General features: G+C 74.5%; 18 protein-coding genes and 1 pseudogene. 12 read left to right on the top strand and 7 right to left on the bottom strand.

What is annotated here, in order from left to right:
* Positions 1 to 182 precede the first annotated feature (182 nt).
* A complete protein-coding gene (locus tag ABD284_RS20275) occupies positions 183 to 638 on the bottom strand; it encodes a DinB family protein (RefSeq protein WP_344145868.1) in 456 nt (151 codons plus the stop codon).
* 216 nt (positions 639 to 854) lie between these two features.
* On the opposite strand from ABD284_RS20275, the gene ABD284_RS20270 reads away from it, so the two are divergent.
* Positions 855 to 1,484, top strand: coding sequence for a hypothetical protein (locus ABD284_RS20270; RefSeq protein WP_344145865.1), 630 nt, complete (start codon positions 855 to 857; stop codon positions 1,482 to 1,484).
* 228 nt (positions 1,485 to 1,712) lie between these two features.
* Entirely contained in the window at positions 1,713 to 2,627 is a 915-nt protein-coding gene (locus tag ABD284_RS20265; protein WP_344145862.1) for an NADP-dependent oxidoreductase, read from the top strand.
* Between the two features lie 79 nt (positions 2,628 to 2,706).
* Here ABD284_RS20265 and ABD284_RS25835 read toward each other — a convergent pair.
* The 5 genes and pseudogenes from ABD284_RS25835 to ABD284_RS20245 all read right to left on the bottom strand — a co-directional run.
* Positions 2,707 to 2,939, bottom strand: a pseudogene (locus ABD284_RS25835) (hypothetical protein); the annotation flags it as partial.
* 61 nt (positions 2,940 to 3,000) lie between these two features.
* A complete protein-coding gene (locus ABD284_RS20260) occupies positions 3,001 to 4,137 on the bottom strand; it encodes a TIGR04222 domain-containing membrane protein (protein WP_344145859.1) in 1,137 nt (378 codons plus the stop codon).
* A gap of 298 nt (positions 4,138 to 4,435) precedes the next feature.
* A complete protein-coding gene (gene ybaK / locus ABD284_RS20255) occupies positions 4,436 to 4,924 on the bottom strand; it encodes a Cys-tRNA(Pro) deacylase (RefSeq protein ID WP_344145856.1) in 489 nt (162 codons plus the stop codon).
* A 98-nt stretch (positions 4,925 to 5,022) separates the two neighbouring features.
* Positions 5,023 to 5,700: an LON peptidase substrate-binding domain-containing protein gene (locus tag ABD284_RS20250; protein ID WP_344145853.1), complete on the bottom strand. Its 678-nt coding sequence runs from the start codon at positions 5,698 to 5,700 to the stop codon at positions 5,023 to 5,025.
* A gap of 88 nt (positions 5,701 to 5,788) precedes the next feature.
* The gene (locus ABD284_RS20245) at positions 5,789 to 6,349 is read right to left on the bottom strand and encodes a ferritin (protein ID WP_344145850.1); all 561 of its coding nucleotides are present in this window, start codon (positions 6,347 to 6,349) and stop codon (positions 5,789 to 5,791) included.
* Positions 6,350 to 6,583: 234 nt separating this feature from the next.
* On the opposite strand from ABD284_RS20245, the gene hisD reads away from it, so the two are divergent.
* The 10 genes from hisD to ABD284_RS20195 all read left to right on the top strand — a co-directional run bounded on the left by hisD (position 6,584) and on the right by ABD284_RS20195 (position 15,274).
* Entirely contained in the window at positions 6,584 to 7,894 is a 1,311-nt protein-coding gene (gene hisD, locus ABD284_RS20240) for a histidinol dehydrogenase (RefSeq protein WP_344145847.1), read from the top strand.
* A gap of 38 nt (positions 7,895 to 7,932) precedes the next feature.
* Positions 7,933 to 9,012 carry a histidinol-phosphate transaminase gene (locus tag ABD284_RS20235; protein ID WP_344145992.1) on the top strand — a complete coding sequence of 360 codons (1,080 nt, stop codon included), beginning with the start codon at positions 7,933 to 7,935 and terminating at the stop codon, positions 9,010 to 9,012.
* A gap of 100 nt (positions 9,013 to 9,112) precedes the next feature.
* The gene (gene hisB, locus ABD284_RS20230) at positions 9,113 to 9,706 is read left to right on the top strand and encodes an imidazoleglycerol-phosphate dehydratase HisB (protein WP_344145845.1); all 594 of its coding nucleotides are present in this window, start codon (positions 9,113 to 9,115) and stop codon (positions 9,704 to 9,706) included.
* 8 nt (positions 9,707 to 9,714) lie between these two features.
* Positions 9,715 to 9,870, top strand: coding sequence for a hypothetical protein (locus tag ABD284_RS20225; protein WP_344146007.1), 156 nt, complete (start codon positions 9,715 to 9,717; stop codon positions 9,868 to 9,870).
* Between the two features lie 58 nt (positions 9,871 to 9,928).
* The gene (gene hisH, locus ABD284_RS20220) at positions 9,929 to 10,564 is read left to right on the top strand and encodes an imidazole glycerol phosphate synthase subunit HisH (RefSeq protein ID WP_344145842.1); all 636 of its coding nucleotides are present in this window, start codon (positions 9,929 to 9,931) and stop codon (positions 10,562 to 10,564) included.
* A gap of 67 nt (positions 10,565 to 10,631) precedes the next feature.
* Positions 10,632 to 11,363 (top strand): bifunctional 1-(5-phosphoribosyl)-5-((5-phosphoribosylamino)methylideneamino)imidazole-4-carboxamide isomerase/phosphoribosylanthranilate isomerase PriA, encoded by a 732-nt coding sequence (gene priA / locus ABD284_RS20215; RefSeq protein WP_344145839.1) that lies wholly within the window; start codon positions 10,632 to 10,634, stop codon positions 11,361 to 11,363.
* Entirely contained in the window at positions 11,360 to 12,130 is a 771-nt protein-coding gene (gene hisF, locus ABD284_RS20210) for an imidazole glycerol phosphate synthase subunit HisF (RefSeq protein WP_344145836.1), read from the top strand. The genes priA and hisF overlap by 4 nt, the downstream gene beginning before the upstream one ends.
* Before the next feature lie 488 nt (positions 12,131 to 12,618).
* Positions 12,619 to 13,449 (top strand): CPBP family intramembrane glutamic endopeptidase, encoded by an 831-nt coding sequence (locus ABD284_RS20205; protein WP_344145833.1) that lies wholly within the window; start codon positions 12,619 to 12,621, stop codon positions 13,447 to 13,449.
* 14 nt (positions 13,450 to 13,463) lie between these two features.
* Positions 13,464 to 14,618, top strand: coding sequence for a sensor histidine kinase (locus ABD284_RS20200; protein ID WP_344145989.1), 1,155 nt, complete (start codon positions 13,464 to 13,466; stop codon positions 14,616 to 14,618).
* Positions 14,615 to 15,274 carry a response regulator gene (locus ABD284_RS20195; protein WP_344145830.1) on the top strand — a complete coding sequence of 220 codons (660 nt, stop codon included), beginning with the start codon at positions 14,615 to 14,617 and terminating at the stop codon, positions 15,272 to 15,274. The genes ABD284_RS20200 and ABD284_RS20195 overlap by 4 nt, the downstream gene beginning before the upstream one ends.
* A 22-nt stretch (positions 15,275 to 15,296) precedes the next feature.
* On the opposite strand, the gene ABD284_RS20190 is transcribed toward ABD284_RS20195, so the two are convergent.
* Positions 15,297 to 16,106, bottom strand: a complete 810-nt coding sequence (locus tag ABD284_RS20190; protein WP_344145827.1) for a maleylpyruvate isomerase family mycothiol-dependent enzyme — start codon at positions 16,104 to 16,106, stop codon at positions 15,297 to 15,299.
* Between the last annotated feature and the right edge of the window lie 125 nt (positions 16,107 to 16,231).

The raw sequence follows: 16,231 nt of genomic DNA, 5'->3' as shown, positions 1-16,231 counted from the left end.
CGGGGGCCGCATCGGCCGGGTCAGGGCCGGGGTGGTCGACCACGGCGGCGTGGTGATCGGTCGTGACGGGTACCGCCCGCCGTGCTGTCGCCGGTTCCGGCGGCACGCGCCCGCCGGGCGGACACGACTGTGGCGGGGCTTGTGGACCACGCTCCTCTGAGGTCACGAGCGCCCGTCCACTGTCACTCCCCGGTGGTGCCGTCGGCCAGTTCGCGCAGGACGTCCAGATGGCCGTTGTGGCGTGCGGTCTCCTCGATCATGTGCACCAGCACCCAGCGCAGCGTCACCGTGCGTCCGTCGGACGCGCGCCCCGAGTCGTCCATCTCCAGCGCTTCGGCGATGCCGCGGGAGCGCTCGCACTGGTCGGCGTAGGCCGCCAGCAGCTCGGCCGGCGGCCGCTCGGCGCCCCGCCGCCACTCCCCGCCGGGGCCCTCGGCGGTATAGGGCCCACGGTCGGTGCGGCCCGTCAGGCACATCTCGAACCAGGCGTACTCCACCCAGCACAGGTGCGCGACGACGCCGCCCACCGACATCAGCGGAGAGGTCGGCAGCGGGGAGGCCGCCGCGAGGTCCTGGCGCAGACCCGCACATTTCTCCCATACGGTTGAGCGGTGCCAGTCCAGCCAGGCCGTGAGCATGGTGCGCTCGTCCGCCGATGTCGGCGCGTCCGTCCTGGGTACGGGCGGCGGGGGAATTCGGGCGGCTTCGGCCGTCGACGGGGGTTCTGGGGCATCAGCGGTCGGTGGCATGAGGGCCATTGTCGCTCCCCACCGGACCCGGCACGACCGGTTTTCCCACCGCGGAGACCGGAAAGTAGGCAAGAGACCCGACCGGACAAGGGGGTGCGGCGGCCGATGACCCGCCGGAGACTCACCGTGGGCGGTACCGTCCTGGGCTGTACGGCCGTGCTGGGGCTGCCGCTGGGCCTGCTGTGGTGGCTGCTGGCCCCGCGTCCGCGGGTCACCGTCGGGCGCGACGGCGGAATCCTGCCCTTTCCCCTCTCCGAGACCGCCTTCGCCGTCGACGGCTACTTCGCGCTCATCATGATGGGGGCCGGACTGGTGTGCGGCTACGCCGTCTACATCCTCCAGTACCGGCTGGCGGTGCGCGACGCGACCGACCTGCGCCTGGCCTGCCTGCTGGGCATGGCGGCCGGATCCCTGCTGGGGTCCCTCGCCGCGTGGCAGACGGGCACCCTCATCGACGCCGCGGAGTTCCAGCGGGCGGTGGAGTCCGCGAGCCCGGGCGCCGTGATCCGCTCCGGGCTGCGGCTGGACGCGCTCAGCGCCCTGATGGCCTGGCCGTTCGTGGCGGTGCTGCAGTACGCGCTCTTCGACGCGGTGAGCCTGTGGCGCGGCGACCTTCCCGCGCAGCGCCACCTCGCCGAGGACGGTGCGGACGCGTCCGCGGCGGATCCGCCCGCGGCGGTGCACTCGCGGCACGCCGCGCCCGAGGGCGGCGACCAGGCGCGCGGGTCCGGCTGAGCGGACCGCGCGGCGCCGAAGCGCGGACGCTCCGGCGGCCGCGGCGGCGCGCCGCCGGGCCCGCCCCGCACCGGCGCTCACCCCGTGTCCGCGGCGGCGCCCACGCCCAGGACCGGCCTGCTGTGTGCGGGCCGCGGACCGGATTTGCCCCTGACGCCCATGGCAGGTCCTAGCGTGGCCGACGCCGGCGATCGCCGGGCATTCCCAGCACTCCGCAAAGGAGACGTCATGCGTGCAGTTCGCTTCCACGAGTACGGCGGTGTGGAGACCCTCGTGGTCGAGCAGGTACCGCAACCGCACCCCGGCCCCGGCGAAATCCGCATCCGTGTCGCGGCCGCCGGCGTCAACCCCGTCGACTGGAAGCTGCGGACCGGTGCCGCGCGCGACTGGCTGCCCCTGGACCTGCCTGCGATCCCCGGCCGTGACGCCGCCGGCGTCGTCGACGAGATCGGTGACGGGGTGCAGGGGGTGGAGATCGGCGACCGCGTCTTCGGCCTGGGCGGTGTCACCGGCGCGACCGCGGAGTTCGCCGTGCTCTCGGCATGGGCCCCCGCACCCGGCACGTGGAGCGACGAGCAGTCCGCCGGCGCCGGCTTGGCGGCAGTGACGGCGATGGGCGGGCTGAAGGCGCTCGGCCCGCTGCAAGGGCGCACCCTGCTCATCGAGGGCGCCGCGGGAGGCGTGGGCAGCGCGGCCGTCGAGTTCGCACTCGCCCACGGCGCCACCGTCATCGGGACGGCCAGCGAGCGCAACCACGCGTTCCTCGCCTCGCTCGGCGCGCTCCCCACCACCTATGGCGCCGGGCTCGCCGGGCGCGTGGCCGCCCTCGCTCCCGGCGGTGTCGACGTCGCGCTCGACACCGCCGCCTCCGGGTCCCTGCCCGACCTCGTCGCGATCGTCGGCGACGCCTCGCGCGTGTCGACGATCGCCGACCACGCCAACGCGGCGCGGCTGGGAGCGCACATCGTCGACGCGGAGAACGACCCTGCGCTGTTGACCGAAGCGGCGGAGCTGGGCCGGAGAGGCCGCTACGCACCGCGCATCGAGCGCGTCTTCGCCCTCGACCGGATCGGAGAGGCGCACGCGCTCTCCCAGCGCGGACGCACGCGAGGAAAGATCGTCATCGTCGTCCACGGCGACTGATCACCGCCGGCGCGCCTTCCCGTCCCGGCGCGCCGCCCGGCCCGAGGACCGTCGCCGACCGTGACCGGGTAGTCGGGACCCGGCAGAAGCCGTATCCCGCCTGCCCGGCCGGCTCGGAGCGTTCGACGGTCCCGCGCGAGGCGGCGCAGGGCAGCGGGGCGGAGCCGTAGCCGAGCAGGGCCCGGGCGATGGCCGGGCACAGCAGGTCGGGCCGGAGAGGCGGGGCGGGGTGCCGATCCCGCGGTCGGGCACGACGTGGTTGAGCAGCAAGACGCGGAGTGCGGTCGGAAGGGTGTCCGGGTCTCGTTCCATCAAGACTCTGCGGCACCCCTTCGCCATGTCCGCGACCTGAGCGGACTTCGGACTCGCTCGCCTACGCGGCCGCCTCCGGTCCGCGTCCTGTGCGGCGCCTGGCCGCCGGGGGAGCGGCGCCCTCGCCGCCCCAGTCGCCGGGGCCGCCGTCACCGCCGAAGTTGCCGCCGAGCCCGTGGTTGGGGCGGCCCACCCCGCTGCCGCACGCCGACGCGAACGAGCACACCGCCGCGAACTCCGCGCACTCCGGCGTCGGGCCGTCGCGCAGGCGTGCGCGCCGTCCGCGCCGCAGCGCGCGGAACCCGAGGAGGGCGGTGGACCGCAGCGCCGCCTGGGTGGAGTCGTCCCCTTCGGGCAGTGCGTGGGCCTCGGCCAGCAGGGCGTCTCCGGCGGCGGTGCGCGGGCCCAGCTTGTTGCCGGTAAGCCGGTAGAGGAAGTGCAGCAGCAACCAGCCCGCCAGCAGCGCCAGCAGGGCCGCCGGACCGCGCGGTTCGGGCACGACGGGGATCGAGGCGGCGGCGACCGCGGCCGACACGGCGACGGCGCCCGGCATCCCGCCCAGGAGCCGCCCGCTGACGTAGACCAGCGACGGGTAGGTGATCAGCACCCCGGCGAACACCAGCGGGACCGCGTCGATCCGCTCGCCCTCGGGGATCATGGCCCACAGCACCGCGCCGCCGCCGGCGAACACGCCCAGGGCGCCGACGAGCATGTGCAGTCCCCAGGCGGCGGTGCGCAGCAGTGCGACCCGCGCCAGCCGGTCGGGCGAGAGGAACAGGCCCAGCCGGCGCAGCCGCCACAGCACGGCCGTGGCCGGGTCGGCCCGGGCCGCCAGCCGCACCAGCTGGTCGGCCGCCAGGGAGCGGGAGGACTCCAGCCGCGCGTCGAGCAGGCGCGTGAAGGGGGCCGAGGAGAGCCCCTCGGGCCGCTGCTCGGCATGCTGGGGCCGGGCGACCAGCCCGTGGCCGCGGGCGACCGCTCGGCCGCTCAAATACAGCTCGGCCAGCGCGACCTCGCCCATACGCTGGCGGCCGCCGGCGAGCATGGCCAGTTCGAAGCAGTCGAGGTCCTCGGTGCCCACGGGCGGGCGCTGCGGCCCGCGGCGGCGGATGCGCGCGTACGCCAGCCTGGTGACGATGTAGCAGGCGGCGACTGCCAGGTAGCCCAGCGTCGTGGTCCACACGATCCCGGCGACCATCGCGCCTCCTTCACGCGCCCCGCTGTATTCACCTCGGTGAGACAACCGTAAGTCGGAAGGGGCACCGAGGAAAGAGGCCGCATGGCCCCGCTCGCACGCGGATCCGCTCCCGCACGGGGCCGATGGCGCGCGAAGGGCCAGCGCAGCGGGCCGGTGCCCGGGGGGCGGCGCCCGGGGTGGAACCGCGCCACTTCCCCCGGCCCGTGCGGCGCGGGTTCGGTGCGGCGGAGCGCAGCACGCTCAGCGGGGCGCGCTCACGGGGACGGGGTGCGGTGCCGAACGGGGCGGGCTCCGGGGGTCAGTGCGCCGCTATGGGGGCGGACGTCGCTTCGGCGGTGCGCACCAGGTCGGCGGGGGCCAGCTCCATCTGCAGGCCGCGGCGGCCCGCCGAGACGAACACGGTGCCGTGGTCGGCGGCCGAGGAGTCGACGACGGTGCGCAGCCGCCTGCGCTGGCCCAGAGGGCTGATCCCGCCGACCACGTAGCCGGTGGCGCGCTCGGCGTCGGCCGCCTGGGCCATGGTCGCGCGCTTGCCGCCCGCTGCGGCCGCCAGCGCCTTGAGGTCCAGACCGCCCGAGACCGGCACCACTCCCACCGTCAGGCGCCCGTCGACCTCGGCCACCAGCGTCTTGAACACGCGGTCGGGACTGACGCCGAGGGCGCGGGCCGCATCCTGGCCGTAGGCGGACCCCGGACCGTCGCCGCCGGCGGCGACATAGGGGTGCAGCCGGTAGTCGATGCCGGCGCGGCGCGCCGCGGCCGTCGCCGGAGTCTGCTTGGCGCCCACGGCGGCCTCCGCTCTGTCGTGGGCGGCGGTGCCGGCCGCCGCCCGGGTGGGTGCTGCCTCCGGTGCGTGCCGACCGGCCCGGCACACCCGTTCCGGTCTCAGTTCAGGCCGACCTCGGGTTGGGGGAGGTGCTCCGCAGGCAGGACGGGTAGGGAGGTCAGCACGCGGTTCTCCCGGCGCAGCAGGTCGGCGGCCAACTGCAGGCGCTGGGCCGCGTGGTCGGCCTCCAGCAGCCGCTGCTTGTCGCCCTGGTCCACCACCATGGCCGCGGCGACCGCATAGGACAGCGGCAGAGGGGCCGAAGGGAGGTCCCGGGGCGGTTCGGCGCCGACGCCGAGGCCGCGCAGGCGCCGGCAGTAGACGCTGAACAGGTGCCCGACCCGCTCGGCGTAGTCCTCGGCGCCCTCTCCGACCTCGTCGGGCAGGAAGGTGGTCTCGGCGCGCAGATACCCCTTGGGGCCGGGGTCCTCGACGGAGTCGACGCGGAAGCGCGATCCGCCCTCGACCACCACGTCGAACGTGCCGTCGGCGTGCCGGCGGGCCGTGCGGACCTCGGCGGTGCAGCCCACGTGGGCGAGCTGGTGGGCCGAGGTCTCGCCCACCTCCTGGCCCAGTTCGATCCCCACGACGCCGAAGGTGCCCGATACGGCGTCGCCGGGATCGTCGAGCACGTCGCCCATGAGGCGGCGGTAGCGCTCCTCGAACACCCGCAGCGGCAGGGGCGCGCCCGGGAACAGCACGCTGTTCAGCGGAAAGAGCGGCAACCGGTGTGGCATTGCACAAGTATGCCCGACTGTGCAACGCCCACCCGCCGAGGGTCGAGCGCCGCACAGCAGGGCCGGGACGCGGTCGAGGCGGCCGGCCTCAGCTGACCGAGGGGCCCGCGGTGCCGGGTGCGCCGGCGGCGTCGCCGGTCGACGACAGCTCGCGGTTGACCCAGGTCTCGACGTCGAACATGTTGCCGTTGCCGCGGTCGACGACGTTCAGCAGGGTCGACATGGTCGAGACCTCCTCGACCTGCTCCTGCAGGAACCAGTTGAGGAACTGCTCGCCGGTGTAGTCGTGCTCGTCGCGGGCGGCCTTGGCGAGCTGCTTGATCTGCTCGGTCACCTGCTGCTCCTGGCGCAGCGCCAGAGCGACGAGTTCGCGCGGCCCCGTGAAGTCGGTCTCGATTCCGCCGACACCGGGAATGTCGGGGGAGACGCCGTTGTCGATCAGATACCGCACCATCATGGTGGCGTGGTCGCGCTCCTCCAGCGATTGCCGGTAGAAGACCCGGGCGAGGCCCGGAAGGTCGCGGTCGTCGAACCAGGCCGCCAGCGCGAAGTACTGGTGCGATGCGGTGAATTCGTGTCCTACCTGGTCGAGGAGGAGGCGGTGGAACTTTGAAAGGCCGTGCTCGGGCGTCCGTGTCATCGCGTTCATGCTTTAACGATAGCGCGCCGAAATTCGCTTGTCGATTTATATGGACGTTGTGCAGGACACTTAGGAAAACCTTGCTCAAGGCGGTTTAGGTTAGGTGTTCCGAAGTTAGGCGGAGCTTAATACTCCGGCATTCGGTAAGGCTTTCCTCAATTCGGATCCGCGGGCCCGGGCGGCGGGCCCGGCCGGCACCCGAGCGGGGCCCGCCGGCGCCGCCGCGGCCCCTAGAATGAAGCCGTGATCTCCCGAATCGACCTCCGAGGAAGCGCCGGCGACCCGCGGGAGCTGCTCCCGCGCGCCGACACCGACGTCTCGGCCGCGATGGAACAGGTCCGGTCCGTCTGCGAGGACGTGCGCCTGCGCGGCACCGAGGCGCTCGTCGAGCTCACCGAGCGCTTCGACGGCGTACGGCTCACCGGCGTCCGCGTCCCCCGCGCCGAGCTCGACTCCGCGCTGGCGGCGCTGGACCCCGGCGTCAGAGCCGCCCTGGAGGAGTCGATCGAGCGCACCCGGCGCGTCCACGCCGACCAGCGCCGCGCCGACACCACCACCAGCGTGGTGCCCGGAGGCACCGTCACCGAGCGCTGGGTGCCGGTGAACCGGGTGGGCCTCTACGTCCCGGGCGGCCGGGCCGCCTACCCCTCCAGCGTCGTGATGAACGTGGTGCCGGCCCAGGAGGCCGGCGTCGGCTCGCTGGCGGTCACCTCGCCGCCCCGGGCCGAGTTCGGCGGCCTGCCGCACCCCGTGGTCCTCGCCGCCTGCGCGCTGCTGGGCGTCGACGAGGTCTACGCCGTCGGGGGAGCCCAGGCCGTGGCGATGTTCGCCTACGGCGCCGGCGAGTGCGAGCGCGCCGACATGGTCACCGGCCCCGGCAACATCTGGGTGGCCGCCGCCAAGCGCCTGCTCAAGGGCGTCATCGGCATCGACGCCGAGGCCGGGCCCACCGAGATCGCCGTCCTGGCCGACGACACCGCCGACCCCGCCTACGTCGCCGCCGACCTCGTCAGCCAGGCCGAGCACGACGTGGTCGCCGCGTCCGTCCTGGTCACGCCCTCAGAGGAACTGGCGGGCAAGGTCGAGGCCGAGCTGGGCGCGCGCGTGGCCGCCACACGCCACAGCGACCGCGTCGCCGAGGCGCTGGGCGGACCGCAGTCGGGGATCGTGCTGGTCGAGGACATCGCTCACGGCCTGGCCGTCGTCGACGCCTACGCCGCCGAGCACCTGGAGGTCATGACCGCCGACTCCGCCGGCCACGCCGCCGCCGTGCGCAACGCCGGCGCCGTCTTCGTGGGCCACTACTCGCCGGTCTCCCTGGGCGACTACCTGGCGGGCTCCAACCACGTGCTGCCCACCGGCGGCAGCGCCGCGCACACCGCCGGTCTGAGCGTGCAGACCTTCCTGCGCGGGGTGCACGTCGTCGAGTACGGGCGCGAGGCGCTGGCCGCCTCCGCCGCGCATGTGCGTGCGCTGGCCGAGGCCGAGGACCTCCCGGCCCACGGCGAGGCGGTGGCCGTGCGCGTCGGCGCCGGGCAGGAGGCGCAGACGTGAGCGCCGCCGGCCCCCAGGGCGGCGGCGACCGGGATCGGATCGGCGTGGAGGACCTGCCGCTACGCGAGGACCTGCGCGGACGCAGCCCCTACGGCGCGCCGCAGCTGGACGTTCCCGTCGCGCTGAACACCAACGAGAACCCCTACGCCCCCTCGCCGGAGCTGGCGGCGGCACTGGCCCGCAACGTCGAGCAGACCGCCGCGGGGCTCAACCGCTACCCCGACCGCGATGCCACCCGCCTGCGCGCGGCCCTGGCCGACTACCTCGGCCACGGGCTCGACCCGGGCCGCGTCTGGGCCGCCAACGGGTCCAACGAGGTCCTGCAGCAGATCCTGCAGGCCTTCGGCGGCCCCGGACGCACCGCCCTGGGGTTCGAACCCTCCTACTCGATGCACCCGGTCATCTCCCGGGTCACCTGCACCGACTGGGTCCCCGTCGACCGCACCGGCACCGACTTCGGCCTCGACGCCGGCGCCGCCGTCGACGCCGTGCGCCGCCACCGGCCCGACGTGGTGTTCTTGACATCGCCGAACAACCCGACCGGCGCCTCGCTGCCGCTGGAGACCGTCGCCGCGGTGGCCGCGGCCGCCCCGGGCATGGTCGTCGTCGACGAGGCCTACGCCGAGTTCCGCCGCGAGGGCACGCCCAGCGCGCTGACGCTGCTCGCCGAGCACCCCCGGCTGATCGTCTCGCGCACCATGTCCAAGGCCTTCGCGCTGGCCGGTGCCCGCGTGGGCTACCTGGCCGCTCACCCCGCCGTCGTCGACGCGCTGCAGCTGGTGCGCCTGCCCTACCATCTCTCCGCGATCACCCAGGTGGTGGCCGCCACCGCCCTTGAGTTCGCCGACGAGCTGCTGGGCCAGGTCAAGCAGCTGCGACAGGAGCGCGACTCGCTGGTGGAGTGGCTGCGCGGGCACGGCTTCGCCGTGGCCGCATCCGACGCCAACTTCGTTCTCTTCGGCGACTTCGCCGACCGCTCCGCGGTGTGGCGGGGGATGCTGGAGCGCGGCGTGCTCGTACGCGAGGTCGGGCCGCCGCACACGCTGCGCGTCACCGTCGGCACCCCCGAGGAAATGTCGGCGTTCCGCACAGCGTTGCTCGAAGTGACCGCGAGGTGAGCGGGCGAGCGCGCGGTATCGGGCCCCCGCCCGCCGCGACCGGCCGTCCCACCCGCCGTCCCGCCCCGCCCGCCCAGATCCGCAGGAGAGACCGCAAGCCATGAGCCGCACCGGCCGCGTCGAGCGCGCAACCAAGGAGACCAAGGTCGCCGTTGAGATCGATCTGGACGGCAGCGGGGTCGCCGACGTCTCCACCGGCGTCGGCTTCTTCGACCACATGCTCGACCAGCTCGCCAAGCACGGCCTGTTCGACCTGACCGTGCGCACCGAGGGCGACCTGCACATCGACTCCCACCACACGATGGAGGACACCGCGCTGGCGCTGGGCGCCGCCTTCGGCCAGGCCCTCGGCGACAAGGCGGGCATCCGCCGCTTCGCCGACGCCAAGGTGCCACTCGACGAGGCGCTGGCCGAGGTCACCGTGGACGTCTCGGGGCGGCCCTACCTGGTGCACAGCGAGCCCGAGGGCATGGCGCCGGTGATCGGCCGCGACTACGACACCACGATGACCCGCCACATCCTGGAGTCGTTCGTGGCCCAGGCCCGCGTGGCCCTGCACGTCCACGTCCCCTACGGGCGCAACGCCCACCACATCGTCGAGTGCCAGTTCAAGGCGCTCGCGCGGGCGCTGCGCCAGGCCTGCGAGCCCGACCCCCGCGTCAGCGGCGTGCCCTCGACCAAGGGCGCGCTGTAGTGACCGCGGTGTGGGGCGTTCTGCTCATTGCGCTGGGCGGGCTGCTGGCCGGGGGAACGGTTCCGATGTGGAGGATCAACCGGGTCCTGGCGGTCGCGCTCGCGGTGTGCGCGCTGCTGGCGGTGGCGGCCGGGGTCCTGCGCCTGGGCTACTTCGGCGGGTGAGGCCGGCGTCCGCCGCCGGGCCCCCGGCGACCGCGACCCGAGGAAAGGCGGGAGCAACGTGAGCAAGCGAGTCGTCATCCTCGACTACGGCTCGGGCAACCTGCGCTCGGCCCAGCGCGCAGTCGAACGCACCGGCGCCGAGGTCGCCGTCACCGGCGACCCGCACGCCGCCCTGGAGGCCGACGGCCTCGTCGTGCCCGGAGTCGGCGCCTTCGCCGCGTGCAGCGAGGGACTGCGCGCCGCCGGCGGCGACCGCGTCATCGGCAAGCGACTGGCCGGCGGCCGGCCGGTGCTGGGGATCTGCGTCGGCATGCAGGTGCTCTTCGACCGCGGCGTCGAGCACGGAGTGGCCAGCCGGGGCTGTGCCGAATGGCCCGGGACGGTGGAGCGGCTGCGGGCGCCCATCGTGCCGCACATGGGCTGGAACACCCTGCGGGCGCCCGAGGGAAGCCGGCTGTTCGACGGCCTCGGCGCCGACGAGCGCTTCTACTTCGTGCACTCCTACGGTGTTCTGGAGTGGACGCTGGAGCCGGCCTCCCCGCACATCGCGCCGCCCCTGGTGACCTGGAGCACCCACGGCACCCCCTTCGTGGCGGCCGTGGAGAACGGCCCGCTGGCGGCCACCCAGTTCCACCCCGAGAAGTCCGGCGACGCCGGCGCCCGGGTGCTGGCCAACTGGGTCGGCACGCTGTGACGGGGCTCCGCGGCGCCCGGACCGGCCCGCACCGCCCTTCGACCGCAACCCACGAGTAAGGCCACCCATGTCCTCCACCCTTGAACTGCTGCCCGCCGTCGACGTGGCGGGCGGGCAGGCCGTCCAGCTCGTCCAGGGCAAGGCCGGCTCCGGCGGCCAGTACGGCGACCCCCTCCAGGCGGCGCTGGGCTGGCAGAGGGCCGGGGCGGAGTGGATCCACCTCGTCGACCTCGACGCCGCGTTCGGCCGCGGCCACAACCGCGACCTGCTGGCCGGCATCGTCGACCGCGTCGACATCCGCGTCGAGCTCTCCGGCGGCATCCGCGACGACGAGTCGCTCGGCGCCGCTCTCGCCACCGGCTGCACGCGCGTCAACATCGGAACCGCCGCGCTGGAGAACCCCGACTGGTGCGCGCGCATCATCGCCGAGCACGGCGACCGCATCGCCATCGGCCTGGACGTGCGGGGCACCACCCTGGCCGCCCGCGGCTGGACCCGCGACGGCGGCGACCTGGACGCCACCCTCGACCGCCTGGAGTCCGAGGGCTGCGCCCGCTACGTCGTCACCGACGTCACCAAGGACGGCACGCTCAAGGGCCCCAACCTGGAACTGCTGCGCACCGTCGCCCGGCGCACGGACAAGCCCGTGGTCGCCAGCGGCGGCATCGCGACGCTCGACGACCTGACGGCCATCGCGGCGCTGACATCCGAGGGAGTGGAGGGGGCCATCATGGGCACCGCACTCTACGAGGGCGCCTTCACCCTGCAGGAGGCCCTGAAGGCGGTGCGCGCGGCATGACACTCGCGGTACGCGTCATCCCCTGCCTCGACGTCGACGCCGGGCGGGTGGTCAAGGGCGTCAACTTCCAGAACCTGCGCGACGCCGGCGACCCGGTCGAGCTGGCCGGCCGCTACGACGCCGAGGGCGCCGACGAGCTGACCTTCCTGGACGTCACGGCCTCCAGCGGCGACCGCGAGACCACCTACGACGTGGTGCGCCGCACCGCCGAGCAGGTCTTCATCCCGCTGACCGTGGGCGGGGGAGTGCGCACCCCCGAAGACGTCGACCGGCTGCTGCGCGCCGGCGCCGACAAGGTGGGCGTCAACACGGCCGCCGTCGCCCGCCCCGAGCTGATCCGGGAGATCGCCGAGCGCTTCGGCAGCCAGGTCCTGGTCCTGTCCGCTGACGTGCGCCGCACCGCGGGTGAGCACACCACCCCCAGCGGGTTCGAGGTCACCACGCACGGCGGTCGGCGCGGAACCGGCATCGACGCCGTCGAATGGGCCGCCCGCGGCGCCGAGCTGGGCGCCGGCGAGCTGCTGCTGAACTCCATGGACGCCGACGGCACCCGCGCGGGCTTCGACCTGGAGCTGATCCGAGCCGTGCGCGCGGTGGTGGGGATCCCGGTGATCGCCAGCGGCGGAGCCGGCGAGGTCGGCCACTTCCCCCCGGCGGTCGACGCCGGCGCCGACGCGGTGCTGGCCGCCAGCGTGTTCCACTTCGGCGAGTTCACCGTCGCCGACGTCAAGTCCGAGCTGCGCGCCCACGGCAACCCGGTGCGCTGACCCCCCGCTTCGTCGCAACGGCGCGGGCGGCTGCCTGGCCGATGACGGCTGCGTCGGTCCGCTGACCTTCCGCGCGCCGGTCATCGGCGGCATCTGGGCGGCCGCGAACGGGCCGGGCGCCCGTTCCGCCGACCCGCGCCGTCCGTGGACCCGCGCCGTCCGCTCGTCCGCGAGCGGGCGGCGCGGTCGTGCGATCGGCCTGTACGCGAAGAAGGCGGCCGCGGGGGAGGCCGTGCGGGGAAGGCACCCGCCCGTCCGCCGGTTCCCGCGTGAGCCGCCGACGCCTCGTGCGGCGCGGTGCGCGGCGCCCCGGGGCGGGCCGCCGCCTCCCGCGGCCGGGCGCAGCGGCGATGCCGCCCGCCGATCTGTCCCCCGTGCGAGCTACACGCAGGTGTCCACCGCACGGTGACGATTCGGGACCCGCCCCCTCCGTAGCGTTCTCGGCGTCCGCGGCGGTCCGGCCGCGGGGAGTCGAGAAGGAGAGAATCATGAGAGTGGTCTGGCAGCTCCTGGCCGTCGTGGCCGTCGGCCTCGTCGGAGGCAACGTCGTGATGCTGGTGGAGGGCGACCCGTGGCTCACCCTCGCGGTCGGCCTTCTGACAGCCGCGCTGACCGTACTGGTCTACGCGTGGGTGGTGCGGCGCACCGAGAAGCGCGCCGTCGCGGAGGTCGCCCCGGCGGGCCTGGTGCCCCAGACCGCGCTGGGGACGCTGATGGGCGCCGCCCTCTTCGCACTGGTCGTCCTGAACATCTACTTCCTGGGGTTCTACGAGGTCGAAGGGGTGGGCTCGGTCGTCGGCGCCGTGGGGCTCGTCGGCTTCATGGCCGCCGCCGCGGTGACGGAGGAGGTGCTGTTCCGCGGTGTGCTGTACCGCATCATCGAGGAGAAGACCGGCACCTGGATCTCGCTGGTTGTGACGAGCGTGCTGTTCTGCCTGTGGCACATGCCCAACGAGAACGCCACCGCGATGGGCCTCGTCGTGGCGGGCGTGGCCGGGGCCATGATCGCCGCCGCCTACGCCGCCACCCGCAACCTGTGGCTGCCGATCGGCCTGCACTTCGGCTGGAACTTCGCCGCCGGCGGCATCTTCAGCACCGAGGTCTCGGGCAACGGCGCCACCCGCGGGCTCCTGGACGCCGAACTGTCGGGCCCGACCCTGATCACCGGCGGCGGGTTCGGGCCGGAGGGCAGCCTGTACTCGCTCGCCTTCTGCCTGCTGGCCGCGCTGGTGTTCCTGTGGACGGCCCACCGCCGCGGACGCGTGGTGCCCGTGCGTCGCGACGACCGGTCCGGCACCGGCGCTAAGCTGCCCCGGTGACCGCTCTTCCCCCGGTGATCCCGACTCGGCGGCTCCTCCGGTTCTGGCACCGGCTCGACGTCACGGTGCGCGACCTCCCGGCGGCCCTGCTGCTTCTGGCGGCCTCGTTCGTGCCGTCGCTGCACGGCCTGGGTACGCAGATCGGCAGCCTGCCGGACCGCCCGTTCGACGCCCTGGCCGTCGCGGCGGTCCTCCTCCAGTGCCTGCCGCTGGCCGTGCGCCGGAGGTGGCCGGCGCTGTGCCTGGCCCTGGTGGTGCTCGGCTTCGCCGTCGACCAGCTGCGCGGCTACCACCTGGTCGCGGGCACCGGGCTGGCCATCGCGCTGCTGAGCTCGGGCGCCCATCTGGAGCGGTACCGGCGCTCGGCCGTGCTGCTGCTGTCGGCGGCCTATGTGCCGTTCTCGATCGCGTTGGACCGGATCGACCCCGGCGAGACGTTCGTCGAGTTCGCCACGTTCTACCTGGCGCTGGTCATCCCGTGGGGCATGGGGGCGTGGCTGCGCTCCACCCGGGCCGCCGAAGCCGAGCACCGCCGCCGCGTGGCCGAGCAGACCCGCACCGCCGAACGCACGAGCATCGCCCGCGAACTGCACGACGTCGTGACCCACCACGTGACGGCGATGGTCGTCCAAGCCGAGGCCGCGCGGTATCTGACCGCGGCGCCCGAGCGCCTCGACCAGGCGCTGACCGCCGTCAGCGACACGGGTCGGCGGGCGACCACCGACCTGCGGCACCTGCTCGACCTGCTCAACCCCGACCACGGCACCGGGACCAGGACACCGCCCGCCGGCCGGCTGCTCACCCTCGTGGACCAGACGCGCCGGGCAGGGCAGCCGGTGGAGTTCGCCGAAGAGGGCACGCCGGCGGAGTCGACCGGCAGCGCCGACCTCGTGGCCTACCGGGTCGTACAGGAAGGGCTGACGAACGCCCTCAAGTACGCCGCCGGCAGGCCCACATCGGTCCGTGTGCACCACGGCGAAAGGGAGATCACGGTGGAGGTCGGCACAGAGGGCTCCGGCTCGGGGGCCGAGACCCCCGGCGGAAGCGGGCGGGGCCTGGCCGGCCTGCGCGAGCGGGTCGACGTCGTGGGCGGCGAGTTCAGCGCGGAGCGCCGGCCGGGCGGCGGCTTCCTCGTGCGGGCGCGGATACCCGCGGGCGGCGCGGCGTGACCGCGCCGATCCGGGTACTGGTCTGCGACGACCAGGTGCTGGTTCGCACCGGGCTGGTGACGGTCGTCGACGCCCAACCCGACATGGAGGTGGCGGCCGAGTGCGGCGACGGGCGGGCCGCGGTCGACCTCGCCGCCCGGCTGCGCCCGGACGTCGTGGTGATGGACGTGCGCATGCCGGTGCTCGACGGGATCGAGGCGACCCGCCTGCTGGCCGGCGCGGGGGTGGACGGTCCCGTCAAGGTGCTCGTGGTGACGACGTTCAACCTGGACGAGTACGTCTACGAGGCGCTGCGCGCCGGTGCGAGCGGCTTCCTGCTCAAGGATGCGCCGCCCGCCCAGCTGCTGCACGGGATCCGGACCGTGGCCACGGGCGCCGCGCTGCTGGACCCCGAGGTGACGCGCCGGCTCGTGGGCAGGTACGCCACCCGGATCCGGCCCGCCGAGCGCTCCGGGAAGGACACCCCGCTGACCCCCCGTGAACTGGAGGTCCTGCGCCTGGTCGCCGACGGCCTCTCCAACGGCGAGATCGCCGCGGCCCTGGTGCTCAGCCCGGAGACCGTCAAGACGTTCGTGTCGCGCATCCTGACCAAGCTCGACCTCCGCGACCGCGTCCAAGCGGTCGTCTACGCCTACCGCCACGGTCTGGCGACCTGACGCCCCGTGCGGGCGGCGCCGGTCAGGACCAGGCCACGCGCTCCAGCCAGAAGTCCAGCAGCGCGCGGTCGCCCTCGACCGCCACTCCCGCACCCTCGGCGGGGCGCCGCCGCATCAGCACGAGCAGGAGCTCCGCGGGAGGTCCGGTCACGGTCACCGCCGCGGGCCCCGTCCCGCGCCCGCACGCCAGCGCGTCGCCCGTCAGGTCCACCACCCAGCGCGGGCGCTCCGCCGGCGCCGTGCCGTCGGCCTCGAACGCCAGTACACGCCCGGGACCCCGCAGCTCGCGCTTGCGCGGTTGAACGTCGAGCATCATCGGCAGCGACTCCAGCTCCATCCACTCGTCGACGGCGTCGATCGCCGAAGCCCGCTCCAGCGTGAAGCCGATCCCCAGCGCGCGGGCGGCGTCGGCCCGGTGCACCGCGCTCTCGTGGGCGAACCTGCGGGCGTAGAAGCCGGACCGGGCGCCCGGCACCGGAGTCCACACCCGGGCGCCCGGCCCGGCCGCGCGCAGGGTCGCCGCCAGACGCTCGGCCCCCTCGACCAGCCAGGCGCCCGCCGCCGCGCCGTCTCCGGCGCCGGCGGGGGAGGGGTCGGCGGAGGCGTCCTCCACGTCGCGCAGGATGCCCGCCGGCAGGGGCTCGGACGCGCGGGTGCGCACGGTCTCCTCGGCCCAGCGGTGCCCGCCCCACAGGTGGCGCACCAGGTTGCGCAGTGTCCAGCCGGGGCATGTGGGAACGGGGAGAGTCAGGTCGGCGCCGTCGAGGTGCGCCGCGAGAAGCCGGGTCTGCTCCACCAGGCGGTCGCAGAGGCGGTCGTGGTCCATGGGCATGGGGCCGACGCTAGACCGGGGGTGAGACGTTCGGGCGCCGCCGCGCGGCCGTGCGTCCGGATCCGGACACGACGCGCCGGCGCCCGGTGTGAGGCGGAATAGTCCGTGTGCGCCGTCCGCTGAAC

It is taken from the genome of Streptomonospora arabica (assembly GCF_039531585.1).
Classification (GTDB): Bacteria; Actinomycetota; Actinomycetes; order Streptosporangiales; family Streptosporangiaceae; genus Streptomonospora; species Streptomonospora halophila.
This window is presented reverse-complemented; position numbering and strand designations above follow the sequence as displayed.